Below are 14,774 nucleotides of genomic sequence, written 5' to 3' on the forward strand. Positions count from 1 at the left end.
CGGTAATAAAATCATATTTTTAAACAAAGAAAATAAATTCTCTGTTACTTGGTTAAATTATTTATTATAATATTCTTCTTTGTAGTTTGGACTATTTATAAACAGAGTTAAAAACGCTCCTATCACTAACATTCCACTAACATAATAAAAAGCTCTAGTATAACCTTCTGTAACAGCTATTTTCACTTCATTAGGTGTAGCCCCCATTAATAGGGCATTTTCTCTAGCAACATCAGCAAGTGTCGAAGCTATGCTAGGTCCAATAAATGCTGCAAAACCATAAGCTAAAAATAATAATCCATAATTAATTCCTAAGTGTTTTGTACCATAAAAATCAGCAGAAATTGTAGGAAATACACCAAACAAGCCTCCAAAACATAACATTATAACTGAAGACACTAATAAGAAAGTTACAAAGGTATTAGCTAACGGAAGTAACAAAAAAGCCAATGCTGCTAGTATGCATAAAGAAGTTAATGAGTATTTTCTACCAATATAATCTGATAAAGTGCCAAAAAAAGGACTGCCTAAGGCATTAAAAATAGCAATGATACTAACTATAGAAACAGCTTGCATAGATGTTAAGCCAGCAAATAATTGGGCAACTTCCTGAGCATTACTTAATAGAGCTAAGCCAGCACTACAACCCATAACATATACAAGCCATATAACATAAAAATTTTTATGAGCTAGCATTTCTAATGGTGTTAAATTCTTTTGATTTTTTATAATGTTAATATTATTATCCCTATTTGAGTCAGGAGTTATTAAAAATTGTGCTCCTCCTACAACAGCGATTAAATATATGATTCCTAATATAATAAAAGTATCATTAATGGATCCGGTTAAAGTTATTAAATAACTAGCTAAAGGTCCAAATAAAAATGCTCCTGCACCAAAAAACCCCATTACTATACCACTCATTAAACCTCTTTTGTCAGGAAACCATTTCAAAACTGTTGCTAAAGGTGTTACATATGCTGAACCTATCCCCATACCAGCTATAACTCCATGCCATATGTATAATTCAATTAATGATGTTGCACGACCAGACATAATTATCCCAATACCTAATAAAATACCTCCCGTTGTAGCAACCCATTTGGGACCTATCTTATCCTGGACCCATCCTGAAATAATAGTAGTCATAGCAAAAGCAAATAACATTATAGAAAACACAGTAGCTATTTGAGATATAGTCCATTCGGGATTTTCAATTCTTAGTTGGGTAGCAAATATGCTCCAAGCATTTATTGCACCTAAACATAAATTTATAACTATAGCTGAGGTTAAAACTAGCCATTTAATATTTTCAGTCCGTATTACCATTTTATATTTCCCTCAATCTACCTTGCCATGTATTTCTTGCTTTCATTCTTTCATCAATACTATTTAATACCTCCCATTTATTTAAGCTCCATTTTGGTCCAATTAATAATTTCCTCGGACTATCCCCTGTCAATCTATGAATAACCATTTCTGGAGGAATATATTCTAAAATATCTACTACTAAATCTACATATTCTTCCTTTGTTAAAAAAGATAATGTATTTGAGTTAGCTTTTGCTAATGGTGTATTTTCCATTAAATGAAATAAGTGAATTTTAATACCTTGTAGCGGTAGTTTAGCTATTTCTTTACCCGTAGAAAGCATTTGTTCTCTAGTTTCATTAGGAAGACCTAGGATAATATGTGCACATATTTCAATATTTCTACTATTCAGTTTATCTAATGCTTTAAGAAATGTATTATAGTTATAATGTAGGTTCATTTTTTGCGCTGTTTTATTATGTATAGTTTGTAAACCTAACTCTACCCACATATGAGTACGCTTATTAAATTTATTTAATAAATTTAATACTTCATCAGGTAAACAATCCGGTCGTGTAGCTATTGCTAATCCAACCACCCCTTCTTCCTCTAAAGCTGATTCATAAAGATTTTGTAAATGTGATATAGAAGCATAGGTATTTGAAAAAGCTTGAAAATAAGCTATATATTTGCCATTACGCCATTTTTTATGCATCATTTCTTTTGTTTTTTTAAATTGTGTTTTAACATCAAATTCTCTATTACCAGCAAAATCACCAGATCCTCTAGCACTACAAAAAGCACAACCATCTGTTGATAATGTTCCATCTCTATTTGGACATGTAAAACCTGCATCCAATGGTATTTTAAATACTTTTTGCCCAAATTTTTTTCGTAAGTAATAATTTAGTGTATGATAACGTTTGTCATTCCATAATATGGGATGGGGGTTTTGAACTACCATATTTATACCTCATTCGTTTGTATTTTAAAAATATAATACCATAGTCTACTAGACTATAGAAATTAGTACAAGTTAACAATAAATATTAAGTAATAGGAGTGTCTGCAAAACTTATGATACATAATCGTTTTAGTATAAAATTTATAACAATTTATAGTATTTTAAAAAATCCTTTTACTACTTTTCTAAAAATTTCTACTTAAATAAAAAACAGCTATACAGCTGTTTTTTATTAATAATCATCCTATTTTTAGTGAATATTCACATTAAAAAAACCTGTGTTGAAAACACAGGTTTTTAAGTAATGCAATTATTATATGTTTCCAAGTAAGTTTACCATTTCAATAGCAGCTAATGCTGCTTCAGAACCTTTATTTCCTGCTTTTGTTCCCGTTCTTTCTATAGCCTGTTCTATCGTATCTGCAGTTATTACACCAAAAATAACTGGAATACCTGAATTTAAACTAACTTGTGCTACACCTTTGGTTACTTCAGCCGAAACATATTCAAAATGAGGTGTACCACCCCTAATAACTGCTCCTAAACATATTACCGCATCATAATTTTTAGAAGTCATTTTTTGTGCTACTAATGGCATTTCAAATGCACCTGGTGACCAGACAATTTTTATATTATCTCTATTAACCCCATGTCTTACTAAGGTATCTATACAACCTGATAAAAGTTTACCTGTAATAAATTCATTAAATCTTGACACTACTATTCCTATTTTTTGTTGTTCTCCAATTAAATTTCCTTCAATAATTTTAGTCATTTTGTTATAAACCTCCTATTTTTTATATTGTAGCTATTAGGCATTGACAGTCCCTAATATTTATAGTGATTTAAACATATGTCCCATTTTATCTTTTTTAGTTTGTAAATATTTTTCATTTTCAATTTTACAATTAGTTTCTAATGGAACTCTTGAAATAATTTCTAATCCATAACCTTCCAATCCTTTTAGTTTTTTAGGATTGTTTGTAAGTAGGCGCATCTTCCTAATTCCTAAATCCACAAGTATTTGGGCACCTATTCCATATTCACGCAAATCATCAGGAAAGCCTAATTCTATATTTGCTTCTACTGTATCTCTACCTTTATCTTGTAGTTTATAAGCCTTTATTTTATTTATTAATCCTATACCTCTACCTTCTTGCCGCATATATAAAAATACACCTTTACCTTCATTTTCAATCATGTTTAAAGCTGTAGCAAGTTGGTCACCACAATCACAACGATTTGAACCAAATACATCTCCTGTGAGGCACTCAGAATGCACTCTCACTAATACTGGCTCGTTTTCATCCCATTCTCCCTTCACTAAAGCAATATGTCCTTTTCCATCTAATACAGATTCATAAGCAACCGCATCAAAATCACCATACATAGTAGGTAGCTTTGCATCATCTACTCTTATGACTAGTTTTTCTTTTCTTCTTCTATATTCAATTAAATCTGCTATTGTAGCAATTTTTAAATCATGTTTTTGTGCAAATTGCATTAATTCAGGAACTCTTGCCATGGTCCCGTCTTCACTCATAATCTCACAAATTACTGCTGCTGGATAAAGACCAGCTAATTGTGCTAAATCAACTGAGCCTTCTGTATGGCCTGCTCTTCTCAATACTCCTCCTTCTTTATATCTTAATGGAAAAATATGACCAGGCATCCTAAAATCCTGGGCTTTACTATTATTTGAAATCATAGCTTGTATAGTATCAGATCTTTCATGAGCAGAAATGCCTGTTGTTGTTGATATATGGTCTACTGAAACTGTAAACGCGGTTTCATGATTATCAGTATTATCAGTAACCATAGCAGGTATTTTAAGTTCATCTATTCTTTCACCTATAATGGGTACACAAATTAGTCCTTTGGCATATGTTGCCATAAAGTTAACTATATCAGGAGTAGCTTTTTCAGCAGCAACTACTATATCACCTTCATTTTCTCTATCTTCATCATCAACTAAGATAATCATTTTACCTTCTTGTATATCTTTTATAGCTTCTTCTATTGTATTAAACATTAAAAAACCTCCTTAGGTTATATTGTTGTTATATAAATCCATGTTCACTCAAAAAATTTAAATCTATTTTACTTTGATCCTTTATTTCACCTTTGTTATTCAGTATTAACCTTTCTATATAACGCCCTATTATATCAGTTTCTAAGTTAACTTTATCTCCAGTATCTTTTTGCCCTAATGTTGTTATAGTTGCAGTATGTGGAATAACAGATACACTAAAGCTTTCTGCAAATACATCTACAACAGTTAAACTTATACCATCTATAGCAATAGAACCTTTAGGAATAATATATTTTAATACATGTTCAGGAGCTTGAATTCTAAAAATGATTGATATATCTAAGTTTTCTTTTTCCAAAATAGTTCCAACACCATCTACATGACCTTGTACTAAGTGACCACCTAATCTATCACTAAGACGTAGCGCTCGTTCCAGATTAATTTGGCTACCAGATTTTAATTCTTTTAAAATTGTTTTTTCTAATGTTTCAGCCATAACATCTGCAATAAAATGGTTTTTTGAAAACTCTACTACTGTAAGACATACACCATTTATAGCTATACTATCACCAAGTTTAACATCACTAAGTACTTCTTGACACTGAATATTTATTTTGCATGAATTTGCCCCTTTAACTATATTTTTAACAACCCCTAATTCTTCAATAATTCCTGTAAATATTTTTACCACCACCTTATATAACCAGTTATTAGTAAATCATTTTCAAACTTATTTATATTTATTCTTTCTACGTATAAAGCCTGATTTATTAATTCTATACCTTGTCCACTAACTGGTGAAGGTGCATGTTTTCCACCAACTATTTTAGGAGCAATAAACCAGTATACTTTATCTATTAGTCTTTTTTCTATAAAAGAACCATTTATCTCTCCCCCACCCTCTATTAAAACACTATATATACCCTTTTTAGGTAAATTATTTAAAACTTCCTCTAATATTAATTTATTATTCTCATCAGTTTCAGTTTGCTCTATTTCTATTCCTTTAGACTCTAATATGTTTATTTTTTTGGTTGCAGTATTTTTAGAAGTATATATAATAGTTCTTTGCTCTTTACTTGTATTAATTATATTACTGTTTATAGGTATATCTAAATTTTCATCTATTATAATTCTTACTGGATTTCTAATATCATTCTTATCTAGACGTGTATTTAACGAAGGATTATCCTTTAATACTGTTCCTATTCCAACTAATATACCATCATATATATTTCTTAATTCATGAACATAATTACGTGAAAGCTCATTGCTAATCCATTTTGAGTCCCCCGTATATGTTGCTATCTTACCATCTAGTGTCATAGCAGTTTTTAATGATATATAAGGCATGTTAGTTTTAATATATTTAAAAAATAATTGATTCATTTTATTAGCTTCATCTTTACACATGCCTATTTCTATAGTTATACCAGCTTCTTTTAATTTAAGAGCACCTTTTCCTGCTACTAATGGATTTGGATCTAATGAAGCAATTACTATTTTTTTTATGCCAGCTTGTATTAACGCGTCAGTACACGGTGGAGTTTTACCATAATGATTACAAGGTTCAAGGGTAACATATACAGTTGAATCTTTTGCATCAGTACCAGCTTCTTTTAAAGCATGTATTTCTGCATGAGGTGTTCCCGCTTTTTCATGATAGCCTGTGCCAATTATTTGATTTTTTTTAACTATAATAGCTCCTACTATAGGATTAGGATTAGTCCTTCCATAAGCTTTTTTAGCTAAATTTATTGCTTTATTCATATAATATTCATTGTTATGTATTTTCAATTTTACACCTCTTATTAAAACCACTTAGTGATTTTTTCTTTTAACCGTATTATAAGATCATAACCACTTAGCACAATTAATGATAATTAAATTATGGTTTCACTGCGAAAAGCTAAACTTAGGCTATGGAATCGGCTGAGCAAACATTTTTATCACGCCGCTCATCAGTCTTTATCTTCATTTTTGCTTAGCACTTATTATGTAAAGTAAAATTTATTTATACCTAGCCGTGATCTATGCACCACGCCTTGCTACTTAAGGACTTAGATAAACATGTTTGCTCAGCCTTAAGTTCTATGTAGTTACTTTTTGCAGCAGAATCAATTATAGAAAATAAAAAAACCCAGAATTATTCTGGGAGTTATAGGCATAAAAGACAGCACAAAACAGCAATCAGGCCCTTCTTCTCCCATCCAGACTTTAACTGTCGGCTTCGGAATTTCACCGAATCATGCCTTTTGGCTCGCGGGCTTTACCGCCGGTAGGGAATTACACCCAACCCCGAAGAAAGGTATATATTGTTATTAAGTTTTATTAATAGTAGCACTCCTATTATTATTGGTCAAGATTTGATTTTATTGCATATATTTTATATGGATTCTATATATATTTTTTATTTAATATCTTTTAATGCTTTTATTCGTTTTTCAATATCATTAGAATTAAATATATATGATCCAGCCACTAGAACATCAGCACCTGCTTTAACAGCTTCTGCTCCCGTATCTTTATTTATTCCACCATCAACCTGTATATATGTGGTTAAACCTTTTTCTTGAATCATATTTTTTATGCTTTTTATTTTGGGTAGACAGTTAGATATAAAATTTTGACCACCATACCCAGGATTTACTGTCATAATAAGTACTAAATCTGTATCACTAATTACATTTTCTATAGTTGTTATAGATGTAGCTGGATTTATTGCAACTCCAGCTTTTAAACCACTAGCTTTTATCATTTGTATAACTCTATGTAAATGCACACAAGTTTCACTGTGTACTGTTATCATATCAGCTCCAGCCTCAATGAATGCTGGTATTATATTTTCTGGTTTTTCTATCATTAGATGTACATCAAAAAATAATTCACACACTTTTCTGATATCTTTAACTACTTGTGGACCTATTGTTATGTTAGGAACAAAATGGCCATCCATTACATCAATATGTAGCCAATCAGCACCAGCTTTTTCAGCCTTTATAATATCAGCTTTTAAATTCGAAAAATTTGCTGACAAAATTGATGGAGCAATCAATGTCACTTGTAGCACCTCTCATTTTCTATAACTTCTTCAAGCATTGCAATATAATTATCATATCTTATTGAACTTATTAAATTTCTTTCTACTGCTTGTTTTACCCCGCATTCTTTTTCTTTAGCATGTAAACAATTATTAAATTTACAATTATCAATATATTTTTGAAAGTCTGGAAAATATAATGCTAGTTGCTCTCTTTTGATTTTTGGCATGTCCAAAACACTAAATCCAGGAGTATCAGCTATCCAACCTCCTGACTTTATGGAATAAAGCTCAACATGACGTGTTGTATGTTTACCCCTACCAATTTTTTTGCTAACCTCTTGTGTTTTAACTTCTAAACCCTCAATAATTGCATTTAGTAAGCTAGATTTACCCGCACCAGAAGGACCTGCTAATACTGCAATTTGATCTTTAACTACTTCTTTTAATTGTTCTATCCCAATATTATTAATTGCTGAAGTAGATAAAATATTAAACTTAGAATAATAATCATAAATTTCTTTAGCTTTCTTATCCATTGTTAGATCACATTTATTCATAATTATATATGGAATTAAATTGTTATATTTAACTAAAAAAAGTAATCTATCGAGTAAAACCAAATTAGGAGCAGGTTTGTCATGAGCCATTACTATTAAAACAATGCTTACATTTGCTATCTTTGGTCTATACAGTTCATTGTCTCTTTCTAAAACGTTTTCAAGTATTCCCTTTTGTTCCTGTAGTGGTGTTATAATGACCTTATCTCCAGTTAATACATGTTTTTTTATTTTACCACGCAATTTACATTCATAAATTTTTTTATCTGGAGTCTGAACATAATAAAAACCACTGTATTTTTTCAGTATTAAGCCTTCCAACTGAATACTGTGCATAACTTCCCCCCTTCAAGTAATTATAAATTAAATGTTTTATAGTCTTGGTTATTTAATGTTACAATTGCAGATCCACTTCCAAAATAACTAACACCTACAGATACTGTATCATTTGCACTATGAAGCTCATTATAAAATTCGCGTTCACCCCTAATATCGTTAACTTTAATAATTACTTTGTAAAAATCCTGCTCATCTGGTAAATCAAACTCAAGTGTTTGTGTTCGTGCATCAGGTCCAGGACCAGTACTTACAACAACATCAATTTCACTTTCCTCTTCAACTAAAACACCGGCATCTATTTCCTGCTCTATAATTTGATCAGCAAAATATTCATCACTTTCTTTCTCTGTAACATCACCTAAATCTAAATTCCGCTGTTGTAAAATTTCTGTTGCATTTGATATTGTCACTCCTATTAAATTTGGAACTGAAATTCTATTAGGAGTTGCACCTTTACTAACAATAACATTTACATTTTCCCCAAGGTTTAGTTCTGTTCCTGACTCTGGACTTTGGGAGATTACTGTATTTTCTTCATATTGGTCATCAAATATTTCATCAACATCCCCTACTGTAAGCCCTTGATTGCGTAAAGATATACGTGCATCAGCTAAATCTAAGCCTACTAAATTAGGAACAGATTTTAGTTGTGGACCTTTACTTATAATAACTCTTATATCTCTTCCTTGCTTAACTAGTTGTCCTTCTCTAGGGTTTTGAGACATTATTGTATCTTGTTCGAATTCATCACTAAATTGTTCATCAATTATATCTAAACCTAAACCTAAATCATTTAATTCACCTCTTGCCTCTTGTAATGTCATACCATCCAAATCAGGAACAACAACATCTTCTGGGAATAAGGTTGGGGTTAAGATGAAGAAGACTCCTGATAATAAACCTAAAACAGCTACAGTTATTAAAGCAATGCCAACAGGACGAATTTTTCTTTTTTCCTTCACTTCAGATTCATTCCCTTCTAAATCCTTGGGAGACATTATTAGTGTTTTATCATATCTTTGTTTCTGATGAGAAGATAAAACATTAGTGTTTAAATCGAGTAATGCATTTCGCATTTCCTCTGCATTATGGAATCTATTAACTGCTAATTTTTCCATTGCTTTAATAATAATCGCTTCTAAGGATGGTGGTATTTCTTCATTTAAATTGCTAGGATTAACTGGTTCATCATGTATATGTTTTAATGCTACTGTAATTGGACTTTCTGCATCAAAAGGTACTTTGCCTGTTAAAATTTCATATAAGACACAACCTAGTGAGTATAAGTCAGTAGTTGTATCTACCGGCTCACCTTTTGCTTGTTCAGGTGATATATAATGTACTGAACCAACTATATTTCCGCCGAATGTTATAGTGGCATTAGTAACTGCTCTTGCAATACCAAAATCAGCTACTTTTACCATACCTTCCTCAGTTAAAAGAATATTATGAGGTTTTATATCTCGATGAATTACACCTTTATTATGGGCATGTTGTAATGCATCACATATCATAATAGCTATATCTACTGCTTTATCGGCATCTAAAGGAGCACTTTCATTAATAACCTTTTCTAAGGTTTTGCCTTCTACAAATTCCATTACAATATAATAAATATTTTGTTCTTGACCAACATCATAAACATTGACAATATTAGGGTGTGAAATTCTAGCTACTGATAAAGCCTCAGTTTTAAATTTATCAACAAAGTTACTATCATTTGAATATTCATTTTTTAATATTTTAACTGCAACAATTCTGTCAAGTATTTTACAACGAGCTTTATAAACAACAGCCATTCCGCCTTCGCCTACTACTTCAATTAGTTCATAACGCTCGCTTAAAACAGTGCCTTTCAAAACTACTTACCTCCTAATTAAATGCGTATAAGGATTATAGTAATATTATCACTGCCACCCCTATAAATTGCTAATTCAATTAATTCTTTAGCTATAGTTTCTAAAGAATTGTTATAATTATCCATTATAAATTCAAGTATTTCTGCATCAGGTATTAAGTCAGTTAGACCATCACTACACAATATTATAAAATCATTTGAATAAATCTCTTCAAAAAACAGATCAACAACAACCTGCTTGTCTATTCCTAAAGCTCTAGTTAGTACATGGTTATAGGCATTAGAATTTATTTCATCTGCACTAAGCAACCCCTTAGATAGCATTTGTTCAGCTAAAGTATGATCTTTTGTGACCTTAATTAAATTGTTATTACGAATTATGTATAAACAACTGTCACCTACATTCGCAGCAATAAGTTTGTTATTATGTATAATAGCAGCTGTTACTGTAGTACCCATTTCATAGCACTCGGGATTTGTTTTACTCTCATGCCATATAAGATAGTTTGCTTTTTGAATTGATTCTAATAAAATCTTTGATGGTTCATCTAAAACATTATTTTCTATAACATAATTATTTATCTCTTTAACCGCAAGGTCAGAAGCTATATCACCACTTTTATGACCGCCCATTCCATCACACACAATAAATAGACCAATATCTTCATTAATTAAATAACTATCTTCATTTTTTTTACGCATTAAACCTATATCCGACATTCCAATAAAATCCATAATACACCTCTATTAAATGTATTTGTAGTTAACGTTCTTTTCTTGAGCTTAATTGTCCACAAGCTGCTTCTATATCAGAGCCTCTTTCTCCTCGAACAACTACATTTATCCCACCTTTTTCTAACCATTCATAAAATTGTGCAACTTTACTTTCTGATGGTTTTTTAAACTCTATACCTTGTATTTCATTATAAGGAATTAAATTAACATTAGCCAATAGAGGTTTAACTAATTTTATTAAGTTAGTTGCATCTGTTCTGCTTGTATTTATTTCATCTAGCATTATATACTCAAAAGTAACACGACGATTTGTTTTTTTTATATAATTATCTACTGCTTTAAATAATTCTTCAATAGGATATTTTTTATTTAAAGGAATTAATCTGTTTCGCAAATGATTGTTAGAAGCATGTAGGGATATAGCAAGTGTAACTTGCAAAGCTTCTTTTGCTAATTTATTTATACCATTTACTTCTCCTGCAGTTGATATGGTTATATTTCTTTGCCCAATATTAATTCCCTTATAATCAATCAATAGGTGAATAGATTTTATCACTTCATCATAGTTTAAAAAAGGTTCACCCATCCCCATATAAACAACATTCGTTATCATTTCTGAATTAAAATTCTTTAATCTTTTAGACAACTCTCTACGTGAAGATAAAATTTGCCCCACGATTTCATAAGATTTTAAGTTTCTTTGAAATCCAGAAGTCCCAGTAGCACAAAATGAACAACCAATAGGGCACCCTACTTGAGTTGATATACAAAGTGAGTATTTTGTGTTTTTTTCTAAAGATTGAGGAATTACAACTGTTTCTATTCTTTTTTTATCAATCATTTCCAAAAGAAATTTCCTAGTCCCATCTTGTGATACACGCTGTTTTAGAAATCTAGGAATTGATATATTTGCATTTTCATCTAATTTAACTCGCAAGTTTTTTGGTATATCAGACATATTATAAAATGAACTTATATTTTTTTGATAAATCCATTTATATATTTGCCTACCTCTATACTTTGGCTCACCAATCGAAGATAAATATTCTTCAATTTCATCATTATTCATACCTAAAAGCTCAGTTTTTTCATTCACTATACTGATCTCCTCCTAATGCGAGCATAAAACATTCCATCTGTTTGATATTTACCTGGAATTATGGTTAGCATACCTTTTTCAGATGCCTTCCTATCTGTTTTATCTAACGGAAAAAAACTTATATTTTCCTCAAAACCCTCTAAATAATATTCGTTGTTTCTTATCAGATCTTCAACAATACATTCATTTTCTGATTTGTTTATGGTACACGTTGAATATACTAATACACCACCGGGTTTTACTAATTTACTAGCTTTGTTTAATAGATTTTTTTGTAATTTGTTTAGTTCTTTTATTTCTTCTATAGATTTGCGCCATCTTGAATCAGCTCTTCTATTCAATACCCCTAAGCCAGAACAAGGTGCATCTAATAAAATTTTATCAGCTTTATTTGCTTCATCTATTTTGAAAATATCTTGACAATACTCTTTTACTATTGAAATATCAAGGCGCTTACAGTTCTTTCTTAGTAATTTAAGCTTATGTTCATAAATGTCATAAGCATATATTAGACCTATATTCCCCATTAATTCAGCAATATGTGTGCTTTTTCCTCCAACCCCACAACAAAGATCATAAATTATGTCTTCCTTCTTAGGACTCAATATTAAACCAGCTAGCATAGATGCTTCATTTTGCACATAAAACCAACCTTTATTAAATATGATTGACTGATTTAGTGGTTTTTTTAGTTTTGAGATCTTTATTGCACTTGGATGGACATCACTAATTTGGGCAGAAAAATTTTCATTGTTTAATTCCTGAACTAATTTTTCTCTAGTTGTTTTTAAACAGTTGTTTCTAGCTACTATTGTACCCGGCTTATTATTATATTTTAAAATATCAATTGTGTTTTCAAAACCAAATTCGTCTATAAATAATTCTACTATCCATTCAGGATGAGAATAAAAAGTAGATAAAAATTTTATTTCATCTTTTTCTAATGGATAAGTTAGCTTTCCTCTGTTACGTAATATATTACGTAATACAGCATTACAAACACTTGTTAATCCAGGTGTCTTTTTTTTAGTTAATTTTACTGCATTATCAACTACTGCATAATCAGGAATTTTATCCATAAAAATAATTTGATATACAGATATTCTTAAAATATTGCGAAACCATGGATTTTGTTTGTTTATTTTTGCTTTTAAAAAAAGATTAAGCACCCAATCTAGGTGCTTATGCATACGTACAGTACCATTAACTAACTCAGTTACAAGGCTTTTATCACTCTGAGGAAAATTCTTATCCTTTAGTACTTTATCAAGATAAATATTTGTATAAGCATCTTTTTCTAACACCTCATAAACAACCTCTAAAGCTATATTTCTTACACTTTTACTAAACTCAGATTGTTTTTTTTTATTCATTAATACACCTCTAGTTTTAGACTAGTCATTACTTCCCATAAATATCATTATATAATAAAGTAAATTTGCAACTGCCATCAAGGTTGCGGCTAAGTATGTTAACGCGGCTGCTCCTAATACTTTTTTGACCATTGGCACTTCATCATGAGCTACTAAACCTGCTTCCGACAATTGTACTACTGCTCTTCTGGATGCATTTAATTCTACTGGTAATGTTACAACATGAAATAAAACTACAGCTGCAAAAAGAATAATTCCTATAAATATTAAGTCAAAACTTTGCATTAGTATACCAACTAATAATATTGGAAAAGAAGCTGATGATGCAAAATTTGTAACTGGTACAATCTTATGGCGTAATTCTAGAGGGCCATATTGCTCATTGTGCTGTATAGCATGCCCTACTTCATGAGCTGCAACACCAATTGCTGCAATTGAGTTTTCACCATATACAGTTTCAGATAGCCTCACTTTATAAGTTGATGGATCATAATGATCTGTAAGGCTTCCTGGAGTTGGTTCTATTCCAACCTTATTAGTCATGCCATTTCTTCTAAGTAATGTAGATGCTACATCTACACCAGTTGTTCCTTTAGAAGAGCGTACATCTGAATATTTTTTAAAAGTTGATTTTACTTTAAATTGAGCATAAATTGATAATGCTAAAAATGGCAACATTATTAACAAAAAGTACATTTAATATCATCCTCCTTTATAATTTTTAGTGCTTTTTCGATATCATCTAAGCTAACTTTAGTATTATAGCAAGGTCCGTTTGGCCTACTATTTAATACTCCTATAACTGGTATAGAACTAGTATCCTGTATTCCTAAAGAAAGATCTCTTTCACATGCTATTGCAATAACTCCTTGTGGCCTTTTGTCTTTAATAAATTTTCTAGCTAATGTACCTCCTGATGCAACTACTAACATAACATTATAAGTATGCGCAAATGTTATTAAATCACCAATAGTACATTTACCACATTGTTTACAATTAAATACATCTATAGTTATTTTATAAGGACAATCTGCATGTTGTAAACAATGGGGAGCTAAAATCATAATTTTATTGTTTTTTAGATTAAGATGTTTTGATTTTATTAAATAGTTATTTACAGCTATAAAAGATCTAAGAATTCTTTCTTTGGGTATGCCAACTAACTTACCTACCATTATTGTTAATGGAAATAATAAATCATTTGCCTTTTGAGTTATATTTTCTAATGATGGTATTGTTTTAGATCTAATAATCATAAATATTATTGCTAATGTACCTAATCCTAGAATTAAAAAGGCAATAGTAGCTATTATTGCTAAAGCTATTATGAATATCTGTCCAAAAAAAACGTCTTTATTATTTAATAAAAACCATATTAGTGTAAAACTCAAAAGTATAAAAATGAGGCTTAAAATTAACAATCCAATATAAGTTCGTTTTTTATCTAACATTTTTGTTAACTG

General features: G+C 30.4%; 14 protein-coding genes and 1 riboswitch. All 14 genes read right to left on the reverse strand.

The features are described 5' to 3' along the window. Positions 1 to 57: 57 nt before the first annotated feature. Complete coding sequence (locus tag SYNTR_RS04925) at positions 58 to 1,329, reverse strand: L-lactate MFS transporter (RefSeq protein ID WP_156203484.1); 1,272 nt, start codon at positions 1,327 to 1,329, stop codon at positions 58 to 60. Between the two features lies 1 nt (position 1,330). Beyond that, entirely contained in the window at positions 1,331 to 2,275 is a 945-nt protein-coding gene (gene mnmL / locus SYNTR_RS04930; RefSeq protein ID WP_156203485.1) for a tRNA modification radical SAM protein MnmL/YtqA, read from the reverse strand. A gap of 313 nt (positions 2,276 to 2,588) precedes the next feature. Continuing rightward, on the reverse strand, positions 2,589 to 3,050 hold the full coding sequence (gene ribH, locus SYNTR_RS04935; protein WP_156203486.1) for a 6,7-dimethyl-8-ribityllumazine synthase: 462 nt from the start codon (positions 3,048 to 3,050) through the stop codon (positions 2,589 to 2,591). A 60-nt stretch (positions 3,051 to 3,110) separates the two neighbouring features. After that, positions 3,111 to 4,307, reverse strand: a complete 1,197-nt coding sequence (locus SYNTR_RS04940) for a bifunctional 3,4-dihydroxy-2-butanone-4-phosphate synthase/GTP cyclohydrolase II (protein WP_156203487.1) — start codon at positions 4,305 to 4,307, stop codon at positions 3,111 to 3,113. A gap of 28 nt (positions 4,308 to 4,335) precedes the next feature. Then, positions 4,336 to 4,998 (reverse strand): riboflavin synthase, encoded by a 663-nt coding sequence (locus SYNTR_RS04945; RefSeq protein ID WP_320411458.1) that lies wholly within the window; start codon positions 4,996 to 4,998, stop codon positions 4,336 to 4,338. Continuing rightward, positions 4,992 to 6,104: a bifunctional diaminohydroxyphosphoribosylaminopyrimidine deaminase/5-amino-6-(5-phosphoribosylamino)uracil reductase RibD gene (ribD, locus tag SYNTR_RS04950; RefSeq protein WP_243140238.1), complete on the reverse strand. Its 1,113-nt coding sequence runs from the start codon at positions 6,102 to 6,104 to the stop codon at positions 4,992 to 4,994. The genes SYNTR_RS04945 and ribD overlap by 7 nt, the downstream gene beginning before the upstream one ends. Before the next feature lie 397 nt (positions 6,105 to 6,501). Then, positions 6,502 to 6,617, reverse strand: a riboswitch (FMN riboswitch). Between the two features lie 100 nt (positions 6,618 to 6,717). Then, the gene (rpe, locus tag SYNTR_RS04955) at positions 6,718 to 7,368 is read right to left on the reverse strand and encodes a ribulose-phosphate 3-epimerase (protein WP_156203488.1); all 651 of its coding nucleotides are present in this window, start codon (positions 7,366 to 7,368) and stop codon (positions 6,718 to 6,720) included. Next, positions 7,365 to 8,243, reverse strand: coding sequence for a ribosome small subunit-dependent GTPase A (gene rsgA, locus SYNTR_RS04960; protein WP_156203489.1), 879 nt, complete (start codon positions 8,241 to 8,243; stop codon positions 7,365 to 7,367). The genes rpe and rsgA overlap by 4 nt, the downstream gene beginning before the upstream one ends. A gap of 20 nt (positions 8,244 to 8,263) precedes the next feature. Then, positions 8,264 to 10,105: a protein kinase domain-containing protein gene (locus tag SYNTR_RS04965; protein WP_156203490.1), complete on the reverse strand. Its 1,842-nt coding sequence runs from the start codon at positions 10,103 to 10,105 to the stop codon at positions 8,264 to 8,266. A 17-nt stretch (positions 10,106 to 10,122) separates the two neighbouring features. Then, complete coding sequence (locus tag SYNTR_RS04970; RefSeq protein WP_156203491.1) at positions 10,123 to 10,839, reverse strand: Stp1/IreP family PP2C-type Ser/Thr phosphatase; 717 nt, start codon at positions 10,837 to 10,839, stop codon at positions 10,123 to 10,125. Positions 10,840 to 10,867: 28 nt separating this feature from the next. Next, positions 10,868 to 11,935 (reverse strand): dual-specificity RNA methyltransferase RlmN, encoded by a 1,068-nt coding sequence (gene rlmN, locus SYNTR_RS04975; protein ID WP_156203492.1) that lies wholly within the window; start codon positions 11,933 to 11,935, stop codon positions 10,868 to 10,870. Further along, on the reverse strand, positions 11,935 to 13,311 hold the full coding sequence (rsmB, locus tag SYNTR_RS04980; RefSeq protein ID WP_156203493.1) for a 16S rRNA (cytosine(967)-C(5))-methyltransferase RsmB: 1,377 nt from the start codon (positions 13,309 to 13,311) through the stop codon (positions 11,935 to 11,937). The genes rlmN and rsmB overlap by 1 nt, the downstream gene beginning before the upstream one ends. A 21-nt stretch (positions 13,312 to 13,332) precedes the next feature. After that, on the reverse strand, positions 13,333 to 14,007 hold the full coding sequence (locus tag SYNTR_RS04985) for a zinc metallopeptidase (RefSeq protein WP_156203494.1): 675 nt from the start codon (positions 14,005 to 14,007) through the stop codon (positions 13,333 to 13,335). Beyond that, positions 13,992 to 14,762: a DUF116 domain-containing protein gene (locus SYNTR_RS04990; RefSeq protein WP_156203495.1), complete on the reverse strand. Its 771-nt coding sequence runs from the start codon at positions 14,760 to 14,762 to the stop codon at positions 13,992 to 13,994. Before SYNTR_RS04990 ends, SYNTR_RS04985 begins: the two co-directional genes overlap by 16 nt. Positions 14,763 to 14,774 lie beyond the last annotated feature (12 nt).

This window comes from Candidatus Syntrophocurvum alkaliphilum (genome assembly GCF_009734445.1).
GTDB lineage: Bacteria > Bacillota > Syntrophomonadia > Syntrophomonadales > Syntrophomonadaceae > Syntrophocurvum > Syntrophocurvum alkaliphilum.

What these genes read in the sequence shown, in the direction of transcription:
- SYNTR_RS04925 (WP_156203484.1), bottom strand. Translation starts at nt 1,329, where the DNA reads ATGGTAATACGGACTGAAAATATTAAATGGCTAGTTTTAACCTCAGCT.
- mnmL (WP_156203485.1), bottom strand. Translation starts at nt 2,275, where the DNA reads ATGGTAGTTCAAAACCCCCATCCCATATTATGGAATGACAAACGTTAT.
- ribH (WP_156203486.1), bottom strand. Translation starts at nt 3,050, where the DNA reads ATGACTAAAATTATTGAAGGAAATTTAATTGGAGAACAACAAAAAATA.
- SYNTR_RS04940 (WP_156203487.1), bottom strand. Translation starts at nt 4,307, where the DNA reads ATGTTTAATACAATAGAAGAAGCTATAAAAGATATACAAGAAGGTAAA.
- rsgA (WP_156203489.1), bottom strand. Translation starts at nt 8,243, where the DNA reads ATGCACAGTATTCAGTTGGAAGGCTTAATACTGAAAAAATACAGTGGT.
- SYNTR_RS04970 (WP_156203491.1), bottom strand. Translation starts at nt 10,839, where the DNA reads ATGGATTTTATTGGAATGTCGGATATAGGTTTAATGCGTAAAAAAAAT.
- rsmB (WP_156203493.1), bottom strand. Translation starts at nt 13,311, where the DNA reads ATGAATAAAAAAAAACAATCTGAGTTTAGTAAAAGTGTAAGAAATATA.
- SYNTR_RS04985 (WP_156203494.1), bottom strand. Translation starts at nt 14,007, where the DNA reads ATGTACTTTTTGTTAATAATGTTGCCATTTTTAGCATTATCAATTTAT.
- SYNTR_RS04990 (WP_156203495.1), bottom strand. Translation starts at nt 14,762, where the DNA reads ATGTTAGATAAAAAACGAACTTATATTGGATTGTTAATTTTAAGCCTC.